The organism is Muricoccus roseus, from assembly GCF_900141905.1.
GTDB classification, from domain to species: domain Bacteria; phylum Pseudomonadota; class Alphaproteobacteria; order Acetobacterales; family Acetobacteraceae; genus Roseomonas; species Roseomonas rosea.
Window position 1 is genome coordinate 37,317 of sequence record NZ_FQZF01000026.1, and the last position, 19,086, is coordinate 56,402.

Below are 19,086 nucleotides of genomic sequence, written 5' to 3' on the forward strand. Positions count from 1 at the left end.
ATTCAACCCTCCCGCAGCGCGGCGCCCGCCGCCAGCGGGGCCAGCGGCAGGGCCCCGGCCAGGAAGGCCCCCAGCAGCAGCAGGAAAGGCCGGGCCTCCCCGCCCCCCGCCGCCGCCTCGATCGCGCCGGCGGCGAAGATGACCACCGGCACGGCCAGGGGCAGGACCAGCAAGGGCAGCAGCACGCCACCCCGCCGCGCGCCGAGCGTCAGCGCCGCGCCAAGCGTGCCGAGGAGGGAGAGCACGGCCGATGCCAGCGCCAGCGTCAAAACCGCTACCCCCCAGCCCTCCACCGGCAAGGCCAGCAGCGCGGCGGCCACGGGGGTGGCCAGCAGCAGGGGCAGGCCGGTTACCGCCCAATGCGCCGCCGCCTTCGCCGCAGCCAGCCCGGCCGGCGGCAGGCCGGTGGTGAGCAGCAGGTCGAGCGAGCCGTCCTCGGCCTCGGCGGCGAAGAGCCGGTCCAGCGGCAGCAGAGCCGCCAGCAGGGCCGCCGTCACCAGCGCGCCCGGCGCGAGGCGGGCCAGCGCGTCCGGCGAAGGGCCGACCCCGAAGGGAAACAGCGCGCAGACGATGACGAAGAACAGCACCGCCGCCAGCGCCTCGGCCGGGTGCCGCAGGGCCAGCCGCAGCTCGCGGAGGAAAACCGCGATCATGCCGCCCTCCCCATCGCCACCTCCCGCGCGCCCGGCAGGGGCAGCGGGAGATGCGTGGCGGCCAGCACGATGCCGCCCCGGGCGCGATGCGCCGCCAGCAGAGCGCCGAGTCGCACCACCGAGGCCGTGTCGAGCCCCAGCGTGGGCTCGTCCAGCAGCCAGAGCGGCGCGCCCCCCAGTGTCAGCCGCGCCAGCGCGAGCCGCCGGCGTTGCCCGGCGGAGAGCGTGCGGCAGGGCAACCCGCCGAGGCCCGAAAGTCCCATGGAGGCCAGCGCCGCCTCCGGGTCGCCGCCGCGCAGCCGCGCCCAGAAGCCGAGATCCTCGCGCGGGGTCAGCGACGGCTTGATCGCGTCCTGGTGGCCGAGATAGCGCGTGCGGGCGCCATGGGCGGCGGCGTCCAGCGCCACTTCCTCGCCCGACCAGGCCAGGCTCCCCGCCGCGGGCCGCAGCAGCCCCGCCAGCACCCGCAGCAGCGTGGACTTGCCCGCCCCGTTCGGCCCGAGCAGCAGCAGCGCCTCCCCCGGCGCCGCCCGCAGCGACAGCCCGGCGAAGACCACGCGTCCGCCGCGCCGCGCGGCCAAATCCTCCGCCGCCAGCACGTCTGCCATACCCTCCGGGAAGCCCCCCGGCCCCTGGACCGGAAACCCTCGCCATGCTTCAAGCTGGCCTGAATTTCAAGAACGCGTGGGGAATTGCGACGCATGAGCAAGTACGGACAGGATAGCCTCAAGGCGAAGCGCAGCCTCTCGGTCGATGGGAAGACCTACCACTACTTCTCCATCCCCGAGGGGGCGAAGGCGCTGGGCGTCGATGTCTCCCGCCTGCCGAACAGCCTAAAGGTGCTCCTCGAGCACATCCTGCGCTTCGAGAACGGCCGCTCCTACAAGGTGGATGACGCGAAGGCCATCGTCGGCTGGCTGGAGAAGGGCCAGTCCGACAAGGAGGTCCCCTTCCGTCCCGCGCGCATCCTGATGCAGGACTTCACGGGCGTCCCCGCCGTGGTGGACCTGGCCGCGATGCGCGACGGCATGCTGAAGCTCGGCGGCGACCCGCAGAAGGTGAACCCGCTGGTTCCCGTGGACCTCGTCATCGACCACTCCGTGATGGTCGACGTGGCCGGCACGCCCGACGCCCTGCGCCAGAACGTGGACCTGGAATACCAGCGCAACAACGAGCGCTACGAGTTCCTCCGCTGGGGCTCCTCCGCCTTCAACAACTTCCGCGTCGTGCCCCCCGGGACCGGCATCTGCCACCAGGTGAACCTCGAATACCTGGCCCAGGTGATTTGGACCGACACCGATGCCGGCGACGTCTATGCCTATCCGGATAGCTGCTACGGCACGGACAGCCACACCACCATGGTGAACGGCCTGGGCGTGCTGGGCTGGGGCGTGGGTGGCATCGAGGCCGAGGCCGCCATGCTCGGCCAGCCCATCGCCATGCTCATCCCGGATGTCATCGGCTTCAAGCTGACGGGCAAGCTCAAGGAAGGCGTCACCGCCACCGACCTGGTGCTGACCGTCACCCAGATGCTCCGCAAGAAGGGCGTGGTCGGCAAGTTCGTCGAGTTCTACGGCCAGGGCCTCACCTCCCTGCCCGTGGCGGACCGCGCGACCATCGGCAACATGGCCCCGGAATACGGCGCAACCTGCGGCTTCTTCCCGGTGGACGAGGCGACGCTCGGCTATCTCCGCCTCTCCGGCCGCGACGAGCACCGCATCAACCTCGTGCGCGAGATCTCGAAGGCGCAGGGCATGTGGCGCGACGACACGACGCCCGACCCGGTCTTCACCGACACGCTGGAGCTCGACCTCTCCACCGTGCTGCCCTCCATGGCCGGCCCGAAGCGCCCGCAGGACAAGGTGGTGCTGACCGAGATCGCCAGCTCGTTCGCCAAGGAGCTGCCGAACCTCTCCGTTCCCGGCGCCCCGCCGCTGGGCGCGCGCGTGCCGGTGGGCGGCGCCAATTACGACCTCGGCCATGGCGACGTGGTGATCGCGGCGATCACCTCCTGCACCAACACCTCCAACCCCTATGTGCTGGTGGCCGCCGGCCTGGTGGCGCGCAAGGCGCGCGCCAAGGGCCTGACCCCGAAGCCCTGGGTGAAGACCTCCCTCGCCCCGGGGTCCCAGGTCGTCACCGACTACCTGAACGCCTCCGGCCTGCAGGCCGACCTCGACGCGCTGGGCTTTCAGACCGTCGGCTATGGCTGCACCACCTGCATCGGCAATTCCGGCCCGCTGGAGGACGCGATCGTCTCCGCGATCGAGGATCACAAGCTGGTCGCCGCCTCGGTGCTCTCGGGCAACCGCAACTTCGAGGGCCGCGTGCACCCGAATGTGCGCGCAAACTACCTGGCCTCGCCGCCTCTGGTGGTCGCCTACTCCCTCGCCGGCACCATCACGAAGGACATCACCACCGAGCCGCTCGGCACGGGCAGCGATGGCCAGCCCGTCTACCTCAAGGACATCTGGCCGGCGCAGCAGGAGATCAACGACGTCGTCCACGAGGTCCTGACGCGCGAAATGTTCCAGTCCCGCTACGCCGACGTCTTCAAGGGCGACGAGCACTGGCAGGGAATCAACGTCGAGACGGGCACGGACACCTACCGCTGGAACTCCGGCTCCACCTACGTCCAGAACCCGCCCTATTTCGAGGACATGGGCGTCGAGCCGAAGCCCGTCGCCTCGGTCACCGGTGCGCGCATCCTGGCGGAGCTGGGTGACAGCATCACCACCGACCACATCTCCCCGGCCGGCTCCATCAAGAAGGCCTCGCCCGCCGGCGAGTACCTGCTGGAGCACCAGGTCCGGCAGAACGACTTCAACTCCTACGGCGCCCGCCGCGGGAACCATGAGGTCATGATGCGCGGCACCTTCGCCAACATCCGCATCAAGAACGAGCTGGTCCCGGGCATCGAGGGCGGCATCACCAAGCACTACCCGTCCGAGCAGGTGATGCCGATCTACGACGCGGCCATGAAGTACAAGGCCGAGGGCGTGCCGCTGGTGATCTTCGGCGGCAAGGAATACGGCACCGGCTCCTCCCGCGACTGGGCGGCGAAGGGCACGATGCTGCTGGGCGTGAAGGCCGTGATCGCCGAGAGCTTCGAGCGCATCCATCGCTCGAACCTGGTGGGCATGGGCGTGCTGCCGCTGGTCTTCAAGCCGGGCGAGGACCGCAAGACCCTCGGCCTGAAGGGCGACGAGACCGTGGACATCCTCGGCCTTGAGGAGCTGCGCGCCCGCATGATGCTCGACATCGTCATCCACCGCGCCGACGGCACTGAGACCCGCACCCAGGTCCAGTGCCGCGTCGATACGGCCGACGAGGTCGAGTACTACAAGCAGGGCGGCATTCTGCAGTACGTGCTGCGCTCCATGGCCGGGGTGATGGTCCCGGCCTGACCCGCCGGGCCGGAATGGGGTAAATGAGGGGGCGCGGGCCGCAAGGTCCGCGCCCCTTCTCGCAACCGCGGCAAGGGCCGCGGCGTTCGCCCGCCGCAAGCGGGGGATTCTGGCTCAAATGATCGGCAGCCCATGACAGGCGCCGTCCTGGTGATGAACCGCCGCGCCGGCACCCTGGCGGGCCGGCCGGAGCTGCCCGACCTCATCGAGGCCGCGCTGTGCAGGGCGGGCTTTGACCTGACGGTGATTAGCGCGGAGGCGGCCCCCGATATCGGCGGCCAGATCCAGGCCGCGCTCGACACCGGCGCCCCCCTGATCATCGTCGGCGGCGGCGATGGCACCGTGCGCAGCGTTGCCGCCCGGCTGGCCGGCACGGATCGCATGCTCGCCATCCTGCCGCTCGGCACCCTGAACCTGCTCGCGCGGGATCTCGGCATGCCGCTGGACCCGTTGGAGGCGGCAGAGGCGCTGGCCCGGTCCGTCCCCCGCCGGATCGATCTGGGTGAGGTCAACGGGCAGATCTTCGCCTGCCAGTCCGTCATCGGCCTGCCCAACACAGTCGGCCGCGCCCGCCAGCGCTTCCGGCGCCGTGGCGGCCTCTATGTCGTGCTCCGCGTCATCATGGCGGCCGCCCGCGCCCTGCTCCGCCAGCGCCCCATGCGGCTGATGGTGAATGCGCCGGGCTGGCAGAAGCCCTGGCGCATCTGGACCCGCGCGATGTCGGTGGTGAACAACGCCTATGACGAGGGGACCGGGCTGATGTTCCACCGCTCCCGCCTCGATGGCGGGATGCTCAACCTCTATGTCAGCCGGAACTTCTCGATCGGCTGGACGGCGAAGATGCTGATTGCCATGGCGCTCGGCATGTGGAAGCGCTCCGACAGCATCCACATCCTCACCGGGCCATCCTTCACCATCCACGCCCGCCGGCGCCGCCTGCTCGTGATGAATGACGGCGAGGGCTCGGTGCTCCGCACCCCGCTGAACTACACGCTGCACCCCCGCGCCCTGGCCGTGCTGGCGCCCCCGCAGGCGGCCCCGGCGGAGGATAGGGCCGCGCCCACCACGGCCTCTTCGGTGCCTCCGCCGGAATGAGGGTGATCGACCACATCTCGGACCTGCACTTCTGCCGGGTGGACCGGGCCGCGACGGACGCGCTGCTCGCCCGGCTGAACGCGGACCCCGCCCATCTCGTCGTCGTCTCCGGGGACCTGACCATGCGCGCGCGCCGGCACGAATACCGGGCCGCCCGCGCCTTCCTCGACGCGCTGAACCCGCCCTGGCTCGCCGTGCCCGGTAATCACGACATCACCGCCTATTATCCCTGGGAGCGTTTCCTCGACCCCTTTGGGCGCTGGCAGAGCCTCGTCTCCGACGAGATGGAGCCGGTCTTCGAGGATGAGGAGATCCAGGTCCTCGGACTCAACACCGTCTCGCGCGGCGGCCTGCATCTGCAATGGGAGAACGGCAAGGTGCCGCGGGCCGGGCTGCTGCGCCTGCTCCGCCGCCTGCGCCGCATGGAGGAGGGCCGCTTCCGGATCGTGGTCGCGCACCACCCCTTCCTCGCCCCGCCGGAGCAGCCAGGCACGCCCGTCGTCGCGCGGGGTGAACGTGCCCTGCGCGATCTCGCCCGTGGCGGGGTGCGCCTTGTCCTCTCGGGACATCTCCATGTCGGCTACCACAACACGCACGACATCCGGGCGGAGGAGGGCAGCCGCCTGACCGTCCTCCAGGCCGGCTCCGCCACCTCCACCCGTCTTCGGGGAGAGGCCAATGCCTACAACCGCGTCACCGTGGAAGGCGGCCGTGCCCGCTGGACCTCCCACCACTGGGACGGAACGGAGTGGCGCTGATCAGGCCGATTTCGGCCCGGCTGCCCGCCTTTCCTCCAGCGGGATGATGTTGCCGCGGCCAGGGGCCGCCAGCGCGGCCACCGCCGCCGCCAGCGCGGCCTGGCTGAAGGGCTTGTTCAGCTTCGTCAGCCGCCCCGCCACCTCCGCCGGCAGGTCCGCATAGCCGCTCACCAGCAGCACCGGCAGGCCGGGCCGGGCGAGATGCAGGGCACCGGCCAGTTGCACGCCGGTCATCCCCGGCATCGCCTGGTCGGTCACCACCAGCTCGACCGGATGCCCCTCCTCCAGAAGGGCCAGCGCCTCCGCGCCGGACGCGGCCTGCAACACGCGGTGCCCCAGGTCCTCCAGCATGGCCGCGGTGTTTGCCAGCACCAGCGCATCGTCATCCACGGCCAGGACCAGCAACGACTCGACCGTCCGGATCTCCGACGCCGGCTGCGGCTCGGCGGGAGGAAGGGCGGCCTCCGCCTCCGCGGCCGGCAGCCAGATCTCCACGGTGGTGCCCTGCCCGGGCTGGCTCCGCAGCACCAGCCGGCCGCCGGACTGCGCCGCCAGCCCCTGGGCCATGGGCAGGCCGAGCCCCGTCCCTTTTCCCACGCCCTTGGTGGTGAAAAAGGGCTCCGTCGCCCGCGCCAGGGTGGCGGCGTCCATGCCCATGCCCGTATCGGCGACGGAGAGCAGGAGGTAGCGCCCCGGCTCCAGGGATCCGGGCCCGCCCGGCAGCACGATGCGCTCCGCCGCGGCGATGCTGAGCGCCCCGCCCTCCGGCATCGCGTCCCGCGCATTCACCGCCAGGTTCAGCGGAGCCAGTTCCAGCTGGTTCGCATCCACATGGGCGCGCGGCAGTTCGGTCGGGAAACGGGTCTCGATCCGCACCATCGGCCCGATGGAGCGTTCCAGCAGCTCCGCCATCCCCCGCACCAGCTCCGGCACCTCCACCGCGCGCGGCTTCAGGTCCTGCTTGCGGGCGAAGGCCAGCAGGCGCTGCGTCAGCCCGGTTCCACGCCGCACACCCTGAAGGGCGTTGTCCAGCAGCCGCGCTGCCTTCGGGTCATCCGGCAGGCGCTTGCGCAGCATCTCCAGATTGCCCAGCACCACGGCCAGCAAGTTGTTGAAGTCATGCGCCACGCCGCCGGTGAGCTGGCCGATGGCCTCGATCTTCTGGGACTGCCGCAGCGCCTCCTCCGCGCGCCGCCGCTCCGTCACATCGGTCAGCCCGCCCAGCACGCGCAGCGCCGCCCCGGGCTCGGCCTCCTCCAGCCGGGCGGAAACCAGCACGTCGAGGAAGTCGCCCGCCCGGGTCACCGCCCGGTACTCCACCTCCCGCAGCGCCCCGCCGCCGGTGAGGGCGGGCCAGTCCGTCTGCACGAAGCGCCGGGCCGAGGCCTCGGTGAGGAAATTGATCAGCGGCCGGCCGACCACCTCCTCCCGCCGGTAGCCCAGCAGCGCGAGCCAGGCCTCCGTCACATCCTCGATCCGCCCCTCGCGGTCGAGGGAATGCAGCGGCAGCGGGGTGCGCTGGTAGAGCGCGCGGAAGCGCTCCCCGCTCCGCCGCAGCGCCTGTGCCTCCCGCTCCGAGAGCATGGCGAAGCGCCGGTCGAACATAGCGGCGGCCAGGCTGAGGAAGAGGATGAAGAAGGTGGAGGCCGCGACGGCGAGGGCGAGGGTGACCTGGTTGAGGCTGGCGGAGCCATGCGCCATGTCCACGCCGGGATGGGCCGTGAAGACGGCGCCGTGCATGCTAGCGTAATGCATGCCGGCGATCGCGACGCCCATCACCACCGCCGCGGCCGCCCGCACGGCCATCCGGCTGGCCTGGGTGGAAAGCCAGAGCGCCACGGTCGCCGCGCCGATCGCGATCAGGACCGAGGCGGCGACCCAGCCATGGCCGTAGCTCAGATCCGCCGCCATCTTCATGGCGGCCATGCCCATGTAGTGCATGGCGACGATGCCCAGCCCCATGAGCAGGCCGCTGGCGAGCAGCACCGGCACCCCCGTCCGGGCCCGGCTGACTAACAGGAAGCTCAGCCCCGTTGCCAGGATGGCCACGGCGAGGGACAGCAGGGTGAGCCAGAGATCATAGCCCACCTCCATCCCGGGCATGCTGAAGGCCAGCATGGCGACGAAATGCATGGCCCAGATGCCGCCGCCCATGGCGACCGCGGCAGTGGCCAGCCAGGCGTGCCGCGCCAGCCCGGCCGAGGCGCGCATCCGGCTGGCCAGGTCGAGCGCGGTGTAGGAGGCAGCCATGGCGATGAGGATCGAGAGCACGATCAGCGTCGCATCATGCATCCCGGGAATGATCATCTCCGATCCTGTCTCCCGCGGCTCGTCGGATGTTCGGTAGACCGGAACGGTCTGCCCACCGCCCCGCTAGGCCTCAACTATGTCCGGAGAAAGACCGCCGCCGGGAACTTGTCGACCGGGCGTCCGAGCGCACCCTCCAGGCGCCCGGTGGCCGGGATCATGGGAACCGGTGAAGCCCAACTGGCGGGCTGACCGGCTGGGCCAGCCGATGCCGCGTGAGGAAGGTCCTTAGCCCGGCTGCCCTCCGGACTTGATGCTCCGCGGCAGCAGCGCGGCGACGAGCCGGAGGGCGGGCCGCAGTTCCTCGCGGCAATAGTCGGCCAAGCTCCACAGCACATCGCTGTCCATGCGGTTGAGAGATCGTCCGGCCAGCCCGCTTAGTGGCAGGAGCACGGGCTCGAGGCGGCCATGGAGCCGTGGCGCCGCCGCCCGGAGCTGCTCGGCCAGGGCGACGAGCCGCTCGAGGCAGATCTCGCACCCGTCCCGCCGGAGCGTGTCGGCGGCGAAGCTCCGGCGCGTGCCCTGCCCCCGATAGGCATCGCAGGTATCGATCTCGCGAAGCATCGCCTGGATGGTTCGCTGGCAAGCGCGCGGCGAGATCACGACGGGCTCCTTGGCGGCTGGCCCCAGTTAGACGGGCGCGGCCGACAAGGTCAATCGACTGATTAAACCCGCAGGTCGTCCCGCTCCCGATATGCGTGTAGAAGGACGCCATGAGGCCGCCTCTCCGCACGGACGCCCCGGCGCCGGGCAAGCGTTCGAAGCCAGCCGACGAAGAAAGGGCGCAGTTTCCTCGTGGAGAGGAGGTGCGGCAGCGCATCCTCGCGGCAAGCATCGAGGAGTTCGCCGATCACGGCTACAAGGGCGCGAGCACGCGCGGCATCGCATCCCGCGCCGACGTCAACATCGCCGCGCTGAACTACTATTTCGGCGGAAAGCCGAAGCTGTATCGCGCCTCGGTGGACTACATCGTCGACTGGACGAACCAGCTCCTCGAACCCATCGCGGCGGAAGCGCGCGCCGCGCTGCAGCGGGAGGATCTGTCCCCTCAGGAGGCCCGGCGGGTGCTGGCCTCCTATCTCGGCAACCTCTCAGGCTTCTTCCTCGGCGCTCACGGAGAGGGCTGGCGGCCGAGCTGGAGCATTCTCCTCGCGCGCACCGAGTTCGAGCCGCCGGAAGGTGATCCCTGGACCTTCAGCTCGACCTTGGGAATTCTCATGTTGCCATTCGGCGGCCTGACCGCCCGCGCCCTGGGCCGCCCGCCCGAGGACGAGGAATGCCGCGCGATCGCGCTCGGGATGCTGGCCCAGGTTCTCTTCTTCCGGGTGAAGCCGTCGGGCGAAATGCCCGGCATGGGCTGGGAGCATGTGGATGAGACCCGCAAGGCCCTGATGCAAGGCGTGCTGGTCAGAAGCTGCCTCGCCACCATCGACGCCTTTGCGGCTGTTGGAAGCCCTGCGCCTTCTCCAGGGCGGGGTGGAAGTTCCGCCGCCTAGGACCACGCGGTCACCGCCCGGCCCGCCATCCCCAGGCGACCGGCACCGCCAGGGCGCAGAGCAGCGCCATGGCGAGGAAGGCCCCGCCCTCCACCCGGGCATAAAGCCAGCCCGTCGCCAGCATGGCCACGGCCTGCGCCCCGGTGGTCCCCAGGGCCGCGTGCAGGCTTTGCGCCGCCAGCGCCTCCCCGGGCGGCGGGTTGGCCGAGAGCCAGCGCATCGCGCCCATGTACTGGGCGCCGAAGGTCAGCGCGTGCAGCGCCTGCAACGGGACGAGCGCCCAGAGCTCGGTGGTGATCCCCATCGCCACCCAGCGCAGCATCCCCGCCCCAGCCGCCAGCAGCATCAACCCGCGCGGGCTCACCCGCCCCAGCAGGGGCCGCGCCCAGAGGAAGAGCAGGACCTCGGCCATCACCCCCTCGGCCCAGAGCAGCCCGATGGTTTCCGCGGAATGCCCGGCCCGCGCCCAGTGGATGGAGGAGAAGCCGTAGCAGGCCGCATGGGAGCCCTGGACCAGCGCGCTGATCGCGACCAGCCGCCCGAAGCCGGGCCGCCGCAGGAGGTGAAGGGCGAAGGCCCCGCGCAGCCCGCCGCCGCCCGCCCGGCGGAGCGCCTGCCCTCCCGCCGGGGGCCGCGGCAGCAGCCAGGCGGCCAGCGCGGCCGCCGCGTAGGAACCGGCCAGCAGCCAGGGAACCGCGGCATAGCCGCCCCATGCCGCCATGCCCCCCGCCCCGGCGGCGCCCAGGATGAAGGCGGCCGAACCCGCGGCCCGCACCGGCCCGTAATCCACCCCGGCCCGGCGGGTGGCGGCCAGGGCCATCGCCTCCCCCACCGGGCTGAGCGGCGCCATGGCGGCCGCGAAGAGGAGCTGGACGCCGAGCACCGCCCAGAACCCCTCGGCCGGCAGGAAGAGCGGCGCCGCCAGCGCGGCCAGCGCCGCGCAGGGGATCAGGACCGCCCGCCCATCCCCGATCCGGTCCGCCAGCCGCCCCAGGGCCGGGCTGACGAAGAAGCGGATGAGCGAGCCGGCGAAGAGGATCTGGGCCACGGCCTCCGCCCCGAGCCCCCTTCCGGCCAGGAAGGGCGGCAGGAAGGGCATGGAGACGCCCACCCCGAGGAAGCAGGCCGCGAGAAGCAGGGCGAAGCGGGCCAGCGGAGGGGCCGTTTCAGGCACGGAGGGGGACGTGGTCATGGAGTGCCGACAACCTCCCCCCAGCCTCCGCGCTTGCCAAGCCCGTCCCGGGGGGCCACACGTCGCCGCAGATGAGCCCCATCTCAGAACGCCAGATGTTCGCCTCGCGGGTGAAGGCCGTGCTCGGCCCCACCAACACCGGCAAGACCCACCTGGCCATCACGCGGCTGCTGGCCCATTCCAGCGGCATTATCGGCTTCCCGCTGCGCCTGCTGGCGCGCGAGAACTACGACCGCATGGTGGCCGCCAAGGGGGAGCGGAACGTCGCCCTCATCACCGGGGAGGAGAAGATCATCCCCCCCGGCGCCAAGTGGTTCGCCTGCACGGTCGAGGCCATGCCGCTCGACCGCCAGGCGGAGTTCGTGGCGGTGGACGAGATCCAGCTCTGCGCCGACGCCGATCGCGGCCATGTCTTCACGGACCGCCTGCTGAACGCCCGCGGCCTGGTGGAAACCATGTTCCTGGGCGCGGAGACCATCCGCCCCCTGCTCCAGCGGCTGGTGCCCCAGGCCGAGATCGAGAGCCGGCCCCGCCTCTCCCAGCTCACCTATGCCGGCCCGGCCCGCCTCACCCGCCTGCCGCCGCGCAGCGCCGTGGTCGCCTTCTCGGCCGGGGAGGTCTATGCGATCGCCGAGGCCATCCGCCGCCGCCGCGGCGGCTGCGCCGTGGTGATGGGCCGGCTGAGCCCGCGCACCCGCAACGCCCAGGTGGCGCTGTACCAGAACCGCGAGGTCGATTTCCTCGTGGCGACGGATGCCATCGGCATGGGGCTGAACATGGATGTGGACCATGTCGCCTTCGCCGGGCTGCAGAAATTCGACGGCCACCGCCCGCGCCTCCTCACCCCGCAGGAAGCCGCCCAGATCGCCGGCCGCGCCGGCCGCGGCATGCGGGACGGCACCTTCGGCGTGACCGCCGAATGCCCGCCGCTGGCCGACGATTTCGTGCACAAGATCGAGGGGCACCATTTCGAGCCGCTGACGACGCTCGCCTGGCGGAACAGCGCCCTCGACATGTCCGGCATCGACGCGCTGCTGGACAGCCTCGCCCAGCCGCCCCCCTTCCAGGGCCTGGCCCGCGGCAACGACGCCACCGACCACATCACGCTCGAACACCTCTCGCGGGACCAGGAGATCCGCAAGCTCGCCCAGGGCCGCGCCCGGCTGCGCCTGCTCTGGGACGCCTGCCAGATTCCGGACTTCCGCAAGCTGGCCGACGAGAGCCACACACGTTTCTGCGCGCGTGTCTTCCGGCATCTCGCCGAGGATGGCACTCTGCCAACGGACTGGGCTGCCTCCCAGATCCGCTACCTCGATAACACCGAGGGCGATCTCGACACGCTGATGGCCCGGCTTGCCGGCATCCGCACCTGGACCTATGTCGCCGCCCGCTCCGACTGGCTGAAGGACGCTACCGCCATGCAGGAGGCCGCCCGCGCCGCCGAGGACCATGTCTCCGACGCGCTGCACGAACGCCTGACCGCCCGCTTCGTGGACCGCCGCGCGGCCCACCTGATCCGCAAGCTCGACGAGGGGGAGGAGAACCTCCTCTCGGCGGTCGCGCGGAATGGCGAGGTGGTGGTCGAGGGCCATCCCGTCGGCCATGTGAAGGGCTTCGTCTTCGAGACGGCTGCCGATGCCGAGGACGAGGAGGAGCGCCGGGTCATGCTGCGCGCCGCCCGCCGGGCGCTGCGCGAGGAGATCCCCCGCCGCGTCGCCGCCTTCGAGGCCGCGCCGGACGAGGCCTTCGCCCTCACCAAGTTCCAGCGCATCACCTGGAAGGCGGAAGGCGACGACGAGGCGCATGAGGTCGCCAAGATCAAGCCCGGCACGACGCCCGAGAAGCCGGTGATCGAGCCCATCGATTCCGAGTTCATCGACGGCTCGGACCGCGAGCGGATCCGCGCGAAGCTCGCCACCTGGTTCGACGCCCTCGTCGCCCGCGACTTCGCGCCGCTGATCGAGGCCGAGGCCAAGGCGGCCGAGGATGCGGAGCTGCGCGGCCATCTCTTCCGCCTGCGCGAGTTCCTGGGCCTGCTGCCCGGCGGGACAGAGCGCGAGGTGACGCCCGAGATCCGCGCGAAGCTGAAGGCCATCGACGTCCGCGCCGGCCGCTTCGCCCTGTATATCCCGGAGATGCTAAAGCCGCGCCCCATGGCGCTGCGCGCCCAGCTCTGGGCGCTGAAGGCGAATTCGGCGGTGCCGGACCTGCCCGGCGGCGGCCTCGTCTCCATCATCCCGCCGCGGGACTGGCCGCGCGGCTTCGGTGCCACCATGGGTTGGGTGCAGGCCGGGCCGGCACTCGTCCGCCTCGATGTCGCCGAGCGCATCGCGGGCGAGCTGGGCCACCTGACCCGCCGCGCCCCCGCCGCCCTGCCGGTGGATGTCGCCAGCCGCCTCGGCGCCAAGGCCGACACGCTGCCGGCCGTGCTGAATGCGCTCGGCTTCCGCCTGGTCTCGCCCGAGCCCTTGGCCGAGGACGCCTTCGGCCCGCCGGCCCCGCAGCTCGTCGCCGCCCGGCGCGAGGACGCCCATCGCGGCCGCGGCGGACCGGAGCGGCGTGACCGCAACCGCCCCCGCCGCGACGGCGCCCCGGCACGGAAGGCGGCCGATGGCGCCCCCGCCGATGCCGCGCCTGCCGATGGTGCTCCCGCCGATGCTGCTCACACCGGGGGCGCCGAGGCCGCGCCCGCCGAGGGGGCTCCCCGGACCGAGGCCGCGCCGGAGAATCGCGAGGTCCGCGGCCCCCGTGGTCCCCGCCGCGACGATCGGCAGGGCCGCCAGGGCGAACGTGGTGGTGACCGGGGCGGCAACCGCCAGGGAGAGCCACGGAACGGCGAGCGCCAGGGCAACCGCGACGATCGCGGCCCCCGCAACGGCCCGCGCGCTGACGGCCAGCGGGGCGGTGGTTACGGCAACGGGCCGCGCCGCGACCGCCGCGATGACGGCCCCGCCACCCCCCGCCCTGTCTTCGAGCCGCCGCGCGGCAAGGGCCCGGACCCCGACAGCCCCTTCGCCGTGCTGGCGAGGCTGAAGCTCGGAAAGTCCTGACCCCACCGCATGGCGGAGGCGGAGGACCGGGACTGGCAGCGCCTGGACAAGTGGCTCTGGTGCGCGCGCCTGTCCAAGACCCGTTCGGCCTGCGCCGCGCTGGTGGAGCGCGGCGCGGTCCGGCTGAACCGCCAGCCCGTGGACAAGCCGCATGCACGGCTACGCCCGGGTGACATCCTCACCCTCGCCATGGGAGGGCCGGAGCGCGGGACGGTGAAGGTCTGGCGAGTCCAGGCACTCGCCGAGCGACGTGGCCCGCCAGCCGAGGCCCGCACCCTCTATGAGGAAATCGCGGCCGGCTGACCGGCAGCGTACCGATGGAGCCTCCAGACCTGCGATACCGCTTGCTCGCCTTCTGGCCCGTCCCCTTGCTTGTCTGGGCGCTCGGCTTCGCCCTCTTCGCCGCCCGCGCCCTCTGGATGGGGCAGGATTCCAACTGGGACCTGCAGAACTACCACGACTACGGCGCGCATGCCCTGCTGCAGGGGCGCTATGACGGGGATGTCGGCCCGGCCGGCATCCAGGGCTACTTCAACCCTGTCCCCTATGTGATCCCCTATCTCCTGCGCCACGGCCTGGCCCCCATCCCGGCCACGCTCGGCCTCGTCGCCCTGCAGGCCCTCACTGTCGTCGCCGCCTGGATGCTCGCCGGCGCGTTGCTGGACGAGAAACTGCCCCGCCGTCCCCTCATCCGCCTCCTGGCCGTGGTGGCCGGGATGGCCAGCGCCATGGCGATCTCGGAGATCGGGACGACCTTCGCCGATCTCTTCATGGCCGCCCCCATCCTTCTCGGGCTCCTCGCCCTCCTGCGGGGCTGCGAACGCGGCGACCACCGTCTCTTCGCCCTGGCAGGCCTGCTGGTGGGCGGGGCGGCGGGGCTGAAGCTGACGAACTTCGTCTTCGCCCCCGGCCTGGCGCTGGCCATTCTCCTGCCCTGGCCCGGCCTCCACGCCGCCTGGGGCGCCACCTGGCGCACGGCGCTGGGAGGATTGACCGGCGTGCTGCTCACCGGCGGGATCTGGGGCGGGTTTCTCTGGGTCACGCTGGGCAACCCGATCTTTCCCGCCCTGAACCAGGTTTTCGGCTCCCCTTCCGCCCTTCCCCACGCCTTCGCCGATCCCCGGTTCCTGCCGGGCAGCATCGCCGAGGCGGTCCGCTATCCGCTGGACATCGCGCTGGGCGGCCATCCCACCGCCGAACTCGCCTTCCGCGACCCCCGGATGCTGCTCGTCCTGCTGCTCGCGTTGCCCAGCCTGGGGCGCGCGCTCCGCGCCCGTCGGCCGGATGCGGCACCGCTTCGTCCGGCCTCTCCGGGCCAGCTTCGCGCGCTCGTCTTCCTGCTGGCGAGTGGCGCCACATGGCTCTCCCTCTTCAGCATCCATCGGTACGCCGTGCCGCTCGATATCCTGGCGGGGCTGCTGCTGGTGGCCTTGCCGACCGCGCTGCTCCCGGGGAAGGCCGGTATCCGGGCCGGGCTGGCCCTTGCCCTGCTGGCGGTGCTGGGCACCCGCGCGCCGGACTGGTTCCACCGGGCCTGGGCCGATGCCTACCACCCCGCTCCGCCTTCCGCCCTGCCGCAACCGGCGACCATGCTCGTCACCCATGCTCCGCTTGGCTACTGGGTCTCGGCCCTGGCCAAGGAGTCCCGCTTCTACGGGGTGCTGGACAACGATATCGCCGAAGGCGGCCCCTTGCTGGAGCGGATCCGCGCGGGGCTGGATGCGCCCGTGAGTGGCCGGATCTGGACCCTGGGCAAGGACGAGCCAATGGCGGAATCCACCCGCGCCATGCTGGCCCGCCATGGCGTGGTCCCGACCGGCCCCTGCCTCCGGGCCCCGGGCTGGTGGGATTCCAGCACGATCTTCTGTGCGGCCACCCGTGCCGGCCGGCGCAACTTCGCCGCACCCGATCTCGCGATCGGCGAGCGCGTGGATTTCACCTCGGCCGGCAGCGGCTGGATCTATCTCAGCGCCGATATCCCGCCGGGCAAGCCGGGCTGGCACCCCGCCTCCGCCGAGGGCACCGAGGCCGGCGATACTGCCCGCCTCGTCCTCAGGCCGGCCAGCTCGGGGCAGCCGCGCATCCTGGATTTCGAATTGCGACGGGTCGGCCCCGCCCGGCAGGCTGCCCGCATCAGGATGCTCGCCAACGGCCAGCCCGCGACGGACTGGCCGCTGGGCGCGGGGCCGGGCTGGAGCATCCGCAGCCTTTGCCTGCCCCTCTCGGATCCGGCGCAGGGCGGCGTCTTCGACCTCTACTTCCTGGATACCGAGCGCCCCGGCCCGGAGCACCAGCCGGGCCTCATCCTCCGCAGCATGAGCCTGCGGGAGGCGGGGCCGGGAGAATGCACCCGCTGATCCCTTCCGGGCCGGCCCTGGCGGAAAGAGCCCGGCCCGCGACGCAGAGCGGCCCTGCACCTCGAAACCGCGGCTTGCATGCTGCGGCCGCTCGGTCCATCTGGGCGCGCGTCGGGGGCTGTTACCGCCCCGCGCCGTGAAGGGGCTGACCGTGACCTACGTCGTCACCGAGAACTGCATCCGCTGCAAGTACATGGACTGCGTCGAGGTCTGTCCGGTGGACTGCTTCTATGTCGGCGCGAACATGCTCGTCATCCACCCGGATGAATGCATCGACTGCGGCGTTTGCGAGCCGGAATGCCCCGCCGAGGCTATTTTCCCCGACAGCGACGACCGCGCCACCGAATGGGCGGAGCTGAACCGCACCTATTCCACCCAGTGGCCGAACATGTCCCGCAAGGGCGAGCCTCCGGCGGATGCGAAGGAGTGGGACGGCAAGCCCGGCAAGAAGGAGCTGTTCGACCCCGCGCCGGGCGAAGCCTGAGCCGAGCGCCCCAACCCGAGCCCGCCCCGGGCGTTCCGGCGAGAAGGCGTGCGCGTCCAGGGGCCACCGCGTGACGGAATCGGGTTTTCGTGATAGGGTGTCCCCGGAATGCAAGCACCCTCCCGCCGGGCCGTGACGGCCTGCGGCGGGATGGGCTGCGCCGCATGGCATGAAGGGCTCCGCCATGGCGGGGCCCGGCGCTCAGCCCCCGCCTGGCCGGACCGATCCCGGCCCGGACCGGCGGCGTCACAGGATCGCGGAGAGCATGATGAAGGCAGCCGCCGGGAGCAAGGCCTCCACCGCCAAGGCCACGCCGAAGAACGCCGACACGCCGGCAGAGGCGAAGCCGGCCGCGAAGGCCGCGGGCAAGACCGCCATGCCGAAGCCGATCGCCACGGCGCGCAAAACCGAGGCGCCCGCCAGGGCCGAAGCGGAGGCCCCTATGGCGGCCCCCAGGCCGGCCGCCAAGGCCCCGGCCCCGAAGGCCGCCGCCGCGCGCACCTCCTCCCCTGCCAAGATCGAGGCGCCGGCCAAGGCCGAAGCCGCCTCCAAGGCGCCCGCCGAGCCGCCCCGCGCCACCGAGCGCCCTGGCGCGCCGACCGGCATGGCCGAAGCCCAGGCGCCCGCCCCCAGCATGACCGCACCAGCACCCGAGCCCATCATCCAGGCCCCCATCCGTCCGGCCCCGCCGCCCAAGCCCCTCGGCAATGCCGGGAAGGACTTCAAGGCGGGCGATTTCGTCGTCTATCCCACGCATGGCGTCGGCCAGGTGCAGGGGATCGAGGAGGTTCCGGTGGCGGGCCAGAGCCTCAAGGTGATCGTCGTCACCTTCGAGGAGAACCGCATGACCCTGAAGGTCCCGATGGCCAAGGCGGCCTCCTCGGGGCTGCGCAAGCTCGCCTCCGAGAAGGTGATGGGCGAGGCGCTGGACACGCTGCGCGGCCGCGCCCGCATCAAGCGCACCATGTGGTCGCGCCGCGCCCAGGAATACGAGCAGAAGATCAACTCGGGCGATCCCATCGCCATCGCTGAGGTGGTGCGCGACCTGCACCGCAACGCCGGCCAGCCCGACCAGTCCTTCTCCGAACGCCAGATCTACGAGCTAGCGCTGGACCGGCTGGCGGCCGAGGTCGCGGCGCTGGACCGCACGGACAAGAACGCGGCGACCCAGAAGCTGCTGGACCATCTGAAGACGAGCGAGAAGGAGAAGTAGGCCCCGGGCCCGCTTCCCTCCCCAAGGCCCGGCCCCGAGAGGGAGCCGGGCTTTTTCATATCCGCGCCCCGGCCCGTGCCGCGGGCAAAAAGAAACCCCGGGGATCGCTCCCCGGGGTTCGCTTGTCCGTCGTGCCGCCCGATCAGTCGGACTGCTGGCGGACGCCCATGAACTGCAGCAGCAGCTGGAACAGGTTCACGAAGTTCAGGTAGAGGCCCAGCGCGTCGAAGACCGAACGCCTGGCCGCCTCATCCGAACCCTCGGCATAGGCGTATTCGATGTAGTCCGCCTTGATCCGCTGCGTGTCATAGGCGGTGAGGCCGGTGAAGACCACCACGCCGATCACGCTGATCGCGAACTGCAGCGCCGTGCTGCCGATGAAGGCATTGACCAGCCCCGCGATGAGGATGCCGATCAGGCCCATCATCAGGAAGCCGCCCATCCGCGTCAGGTCGGCCTTCGTCGTGTAGCCGTAGATGCTCACCGCGGCGAACATGCCGGCTGTCACGAAGAAGGTGCTGGCGATGGAGGCGCCCACATAGACGGCGAAGATATTCGCCATGCTGGCGCCCATCGCGACGCAGAAGGCCCAGAACAGTGCCTGGGTCGCGCCCTTGGAGAGCCGGTTGATGCCGAAGGACAGCACCATGACGAAGGCCAGGGGAGCGAAGATCGCCACGAAGCCCAGGATGGTCGGCTGCGTCGCCAGGCCGCGCGGGGTGCGCACGACGGTGAAGAACAGCTCGGCCAGCTGCGTGTTCGCGATCACGTAGGCGGTGATGGCCGTCAGCGCGAGGCCGGAAGCCATCCAGTTGTACACGCGCAGCATATAGGCGCGCAGGCCGGCATCGAGCGTCGCGGCATCGGTGGCGGCGCGGCCCATCGGCTGCGTCCAGGCGGACGGACCGCCCTGGAACCGGTTGTCGGGACCGAAGGCCATGTGTGTCAGAACTCCTCCCGGGGACGGCACCCGCCATCCCCCGTGACGCTGATATATGGACTTCCTGTAATCCAAATCAAGCGGCAACCTGCTCGTAAGATCCCCGTAAGGTCATGGGGCGCCTCTCAGCCGGC

The 19,086-nt window shown here is 71.5% G+C and carries 15 protein-coding genes; 9 read left to right on the forward strand and 6 right to left on the reverse strand.

The genetic code is table 11. The features are described 5' to 3' along the window. Nucleotides 1–2: 2 nt before the first annotated feature. Together ccmB and ccmA are read right to left on the reverse strand one after the other, a co-directional pair. Nucleotides 3–653: a heme exporter protein CcmB gene (gene ccmB, locus BUB97_RS18980; RefSeq protein ID WP_073137662.1), complete on the reverse strand. Its 651-nt coding sequence runs from the start codon at nt 651–653 to the stop codon at nt 3–5. Continuing rightward, a complete protein-coding gene (gene ccmA, locus BUB97_RS18985; RefSeq protein ID WP_073137664.1) occupies nt 650–1,261 on the reverse strand; it encodes a heme ABC exporter ATP-binding protein CcmA in 612 nt (203 codons plus the stop codon). The genes ccmB and ccmA overlap by 4 nt, the downstream gene beginning before the upstream one ends. Nucleotides 1,262–1,354: 93 nt before the next feature. On the opposite strand from ccmA, the gene acnA reads away from it, so the two are divergent. The 3 genes from acnA to BUB97_RS19000 all read left to right on the forward strand — a co-directional run bounded on the left by acnA (nt 1,355) and on the right by BUB97_RS19000 (nt 5,913). Further along, nucleotides 1,355–4,060, forward strand: a complete 2,706-nt coding sequence (gene acnA, locus BUB97_RS18990; RefSeq protein WP_073137666.1) for an aconitate hydratase AcnA — start codon at nt 1,355–1,357, stop codon at nt 4,058–4,060. A 132-nt stretch (nt 4,061–4,192) separates the two neighbouring features. After that, a complete protein-coding gene (locus BUB97_RS18995) occupies nt 4,193–5,155 on the forward strand; it encodes a diacylglycerol/lipid kinase family protein (RefSeq protein ID WP_073137668.1) in 963 nt (320 codons plus the stop codon). After that, the gene (locus BUB97_RS19000; RefSeq protein ID WP_073137670.1) at nt 5,152–5,913 is read left to right on the forward strand and encodes a metallophosphoesterase family protein; all 762 of its coding nucleotides are present in this window, start codon (nt 5,152–5,154) and stop codon (nt 5,911–5,913) included. Before BUB97_RS18995 ends, BUB97_RS19000 begins: the two co-directional genes overlap by 4 nt. Here BUB97_RS19000 and BUB97_RS19005 read toward each other — a convergent pair whose 3' ends face one another. Both BUB97_RS19005 and BUB97_RS19010 read right to left on the reverse strand, forming a co-directional pair. Continuing rightward, on the reverse strand, nt 5,914–8,220 hold the full coding sequence (locus tag BUB97_RS19005) for an MHYT domain-containing protein (protein WP_073137672.1): 2,307 nt from the start codon (nt 8,218–8,220) through the stop codon (nt 5,914–5,916). A gap of 228 nt (nt 8,221–8,448) precedes the next feature. Then, nucleotides 8,449–8,823, reverse strand: coding sequence for a hypothetical protein (locus BUB97_RS19010; RefSeq protein WP_073137675.1), 375 nt, complete (start codon nt 8,821–8,823; stop codon nt 8,449–8,451). 203 nt (nt 8,824–9,026) lie between these two features. On the opposite strand from BUB97_RS19010, the gene BUB97_RS19015 reads away from it, so the two are divergent. Then, a complete protein-coding gene (locus BUB97_RS19015) occupies nt 9,027–9,716 on the forward strand; it encodes a TetR family transcriptional regulator (protein ID WP_073137677.1) in 690 nt (229 codons plus the stop codon). A gap of 10 nt (nt 9,717–9,726) precedes the next feature. Here BUB97_RS19015 and BUB97_RS19020 read toward each other — a convergent pair whose 3' ends face one another. Next, nucleotides 9,727–10,908 (reverse strand): MFS transporter, encoded by a 1,182-nt coding sequence (locus BUB97_RS19020; RefSeq protein ID WP_073137679.1) that lies wholly within the window; start codon nt 10,906–10,908, stop codon nt 9,727–9,729. Nucleotides 10,909–11,003: 95 nt separating this feature from the next. Here BUB97_RS19020 and BUB97_RS19025 point away from each other — a divergent pair, with 95 nt between their 5' ends. The 5 genes from BUB97_RS19025 to BUB97_RS26950 all read left to right on the forward strand — a co-directional run bounded on the left by BUB97_RS19025 (nt 11,004) and on the right by BUB97_RS26950 (nt 18,012). Further along, nucleotides 11,004–13,958, forward strand: a complete 2,955-nt coding sequence (locus BUB97_RS19025) for a helicase-related protein (RefSeq protein WP_073137681.1) — start codon at nt 11,004–11,006, stop codon at nt 13,956–13,958. A gap of 9 nt (nt 13,959–13,967) precedes the next feature. Next, nucleotides 13,968–14,261 carry an RNA-binding S4 domain-containing protein gene (locus BUB97_RS19030; protein ID WP_073137683.1) on the forward strand — a complete coding sequence of 98 codons (294 nt, stop codon included), beginning with the start codon at nt 13,968–13,970 and terminating at the stop codon, nt 14,259–14,261. Nucleotides 14,262–14,275: 14 nt separating this feature from the next. Then, the gene (locus tag BUB97_RS19035; RefSeq protein ID WP_073137685.1) at nt 14,276–16,315 is read left to right on the forward strand and encodes a glycosyltransferase family 87 protein; all 2,040 of its coding nucleotides are present in this window, start codon (nt 14,276–14,278) and stop codon (nt 16,313–16,315) included. Between the two features lie 151 nt (nt 16,316–16,466). Next, nucleotides 16,467–16,799: a ferredoxin FdxA gene (gene fdxA, locus BUB97_RS19040; protein WP_073137739.1), complete on the forward strand. Its 333-nt coding sequence runs from the start codon at nt 16,467–16,469 to the stop codon at nt 16,797–16,799. A 265-nt stretch (nt 16,800–17,064) separates the two neighbouring features. After that, the gene (locus tag BUB97_RS26950) at nt 17,065–18,012 is read left to right on the forward strand and encodes a CarD family transcriptional regulator (protein ID WP_245818364.1); all 948 of its coding nucleotides are present in this window, start codon (nt 17,065–17,067) and stop codon (nt 18,010–18,012) included. A gap of 142 nt (nt 18,013–18,154) precedes the next feature. Here the strand turns inward: BUB97_RS26950 and BUB97_RS19050 are convergent, their stop codons facing one another. Next, a complete protein-coding gene (locus BUB97_RS19050; protein WP_073137689.1) occupies nt 18,155–18,952 on the reverse strand; it encodes a Bax inhibitor-1/YccA family protein in 798 nt (265 codons plus the stop codon). Nucleotides 18,953–19,086: the final 134 nt, after the last annotated feature.

What these genes read in the sequence shown, in the direction of transcription:
- BUB97_RS19030 (WP_073137683.1), top strand. Translation starts at nt 13,968, where the DNA reads ATGGCGGAGGCGGAGGACCGGGACTGGCAGCGCCTGGACAAGTGGCTC.
- BUB97_RS19035 (WP_073137685.1), top strand. Translation starts at nt 14,276, where the DNA reads ATGGAGCCTCCAGACCTGCGATACCGCTTGCTCGCCTTCTGGCCCGTC.
- BUB97_RS26950 (WP_245818364.1), top strand. Translation starts at nt 17,065, where the DNA reads ATGATGAAGGCAGCCGCCGGGAGCAAGGCCTCCACCGCCAAGGCCACG.
- BUB97_RS19005 (WP_073137672.1), bottom strand. Translation starts at nt 8,220, where the DNA reads ATGATCATTCCCGGGATGCATGATGCGACGCTGATCGTGCTCTCGATC.
- BUB97_RS19025 (WP_073137681.1), top strand. Translation starts at nt 11,004, where the DNA reads ATGTTCGCCTCGCGGGTGAAGGCCGTGCTCGGCCCCACCAACACCGGC.
- BUB97_RS19000 (WP_073137670.1), top strand. Translation starts at nt 5,152, where the DNA reads ATGAGGGTGATCGACCACATCTCGGACCTGCACTTCTGCCGGGTGGAC.
- ccmB (WP_073137662.1), bottom strand. Translation starts at nt 653, where the DNA reads ATGATCGCGGTTTTCCTCCGCGAGCTGCGGCTGGCCCTGCGGCACCCG.
- acnA (WP_073137666.1), top strand. Translation starts at nt 1,355, where the DNA reads ATGAGCAAGTACGGACAGGATAGCCTCAAGGCGAAGCGCAGCCTCTCG.
- BUB97_RS19020 (WP_073137679.1), bottom strand. Translation starts at nt 10,908, where the DNA reads ATGACCACGTCCCCCTCCGTGCCTGAAACGGCCCCTCCGCTGGCCCGC.
- BUB97_RS19050 (WP_073137689.1), bottom strand. Translation starts at nt 18,952, where the DNA reads ATGGCCTTCGGTCCCGACAACCGGTTCCAGGGCGGTCCGTCCGCCTGG.
- BUB97_RS18995 (WP_073137668.1), top strand. Translation starts at nt 4,193, where the DNA reads ATGACAGGCGCCGTCCTGGTGATGAACCGCCGCGCCGGCACCCTGGCG.
- ccmA (WP_073137664.1), bottom strand. Translation starts at nt 1,261, where the DNA reads ATGGCAGACGTGCTGGCGGCGGAGGATTTGGCCGCGCGGCGCGGCGGA.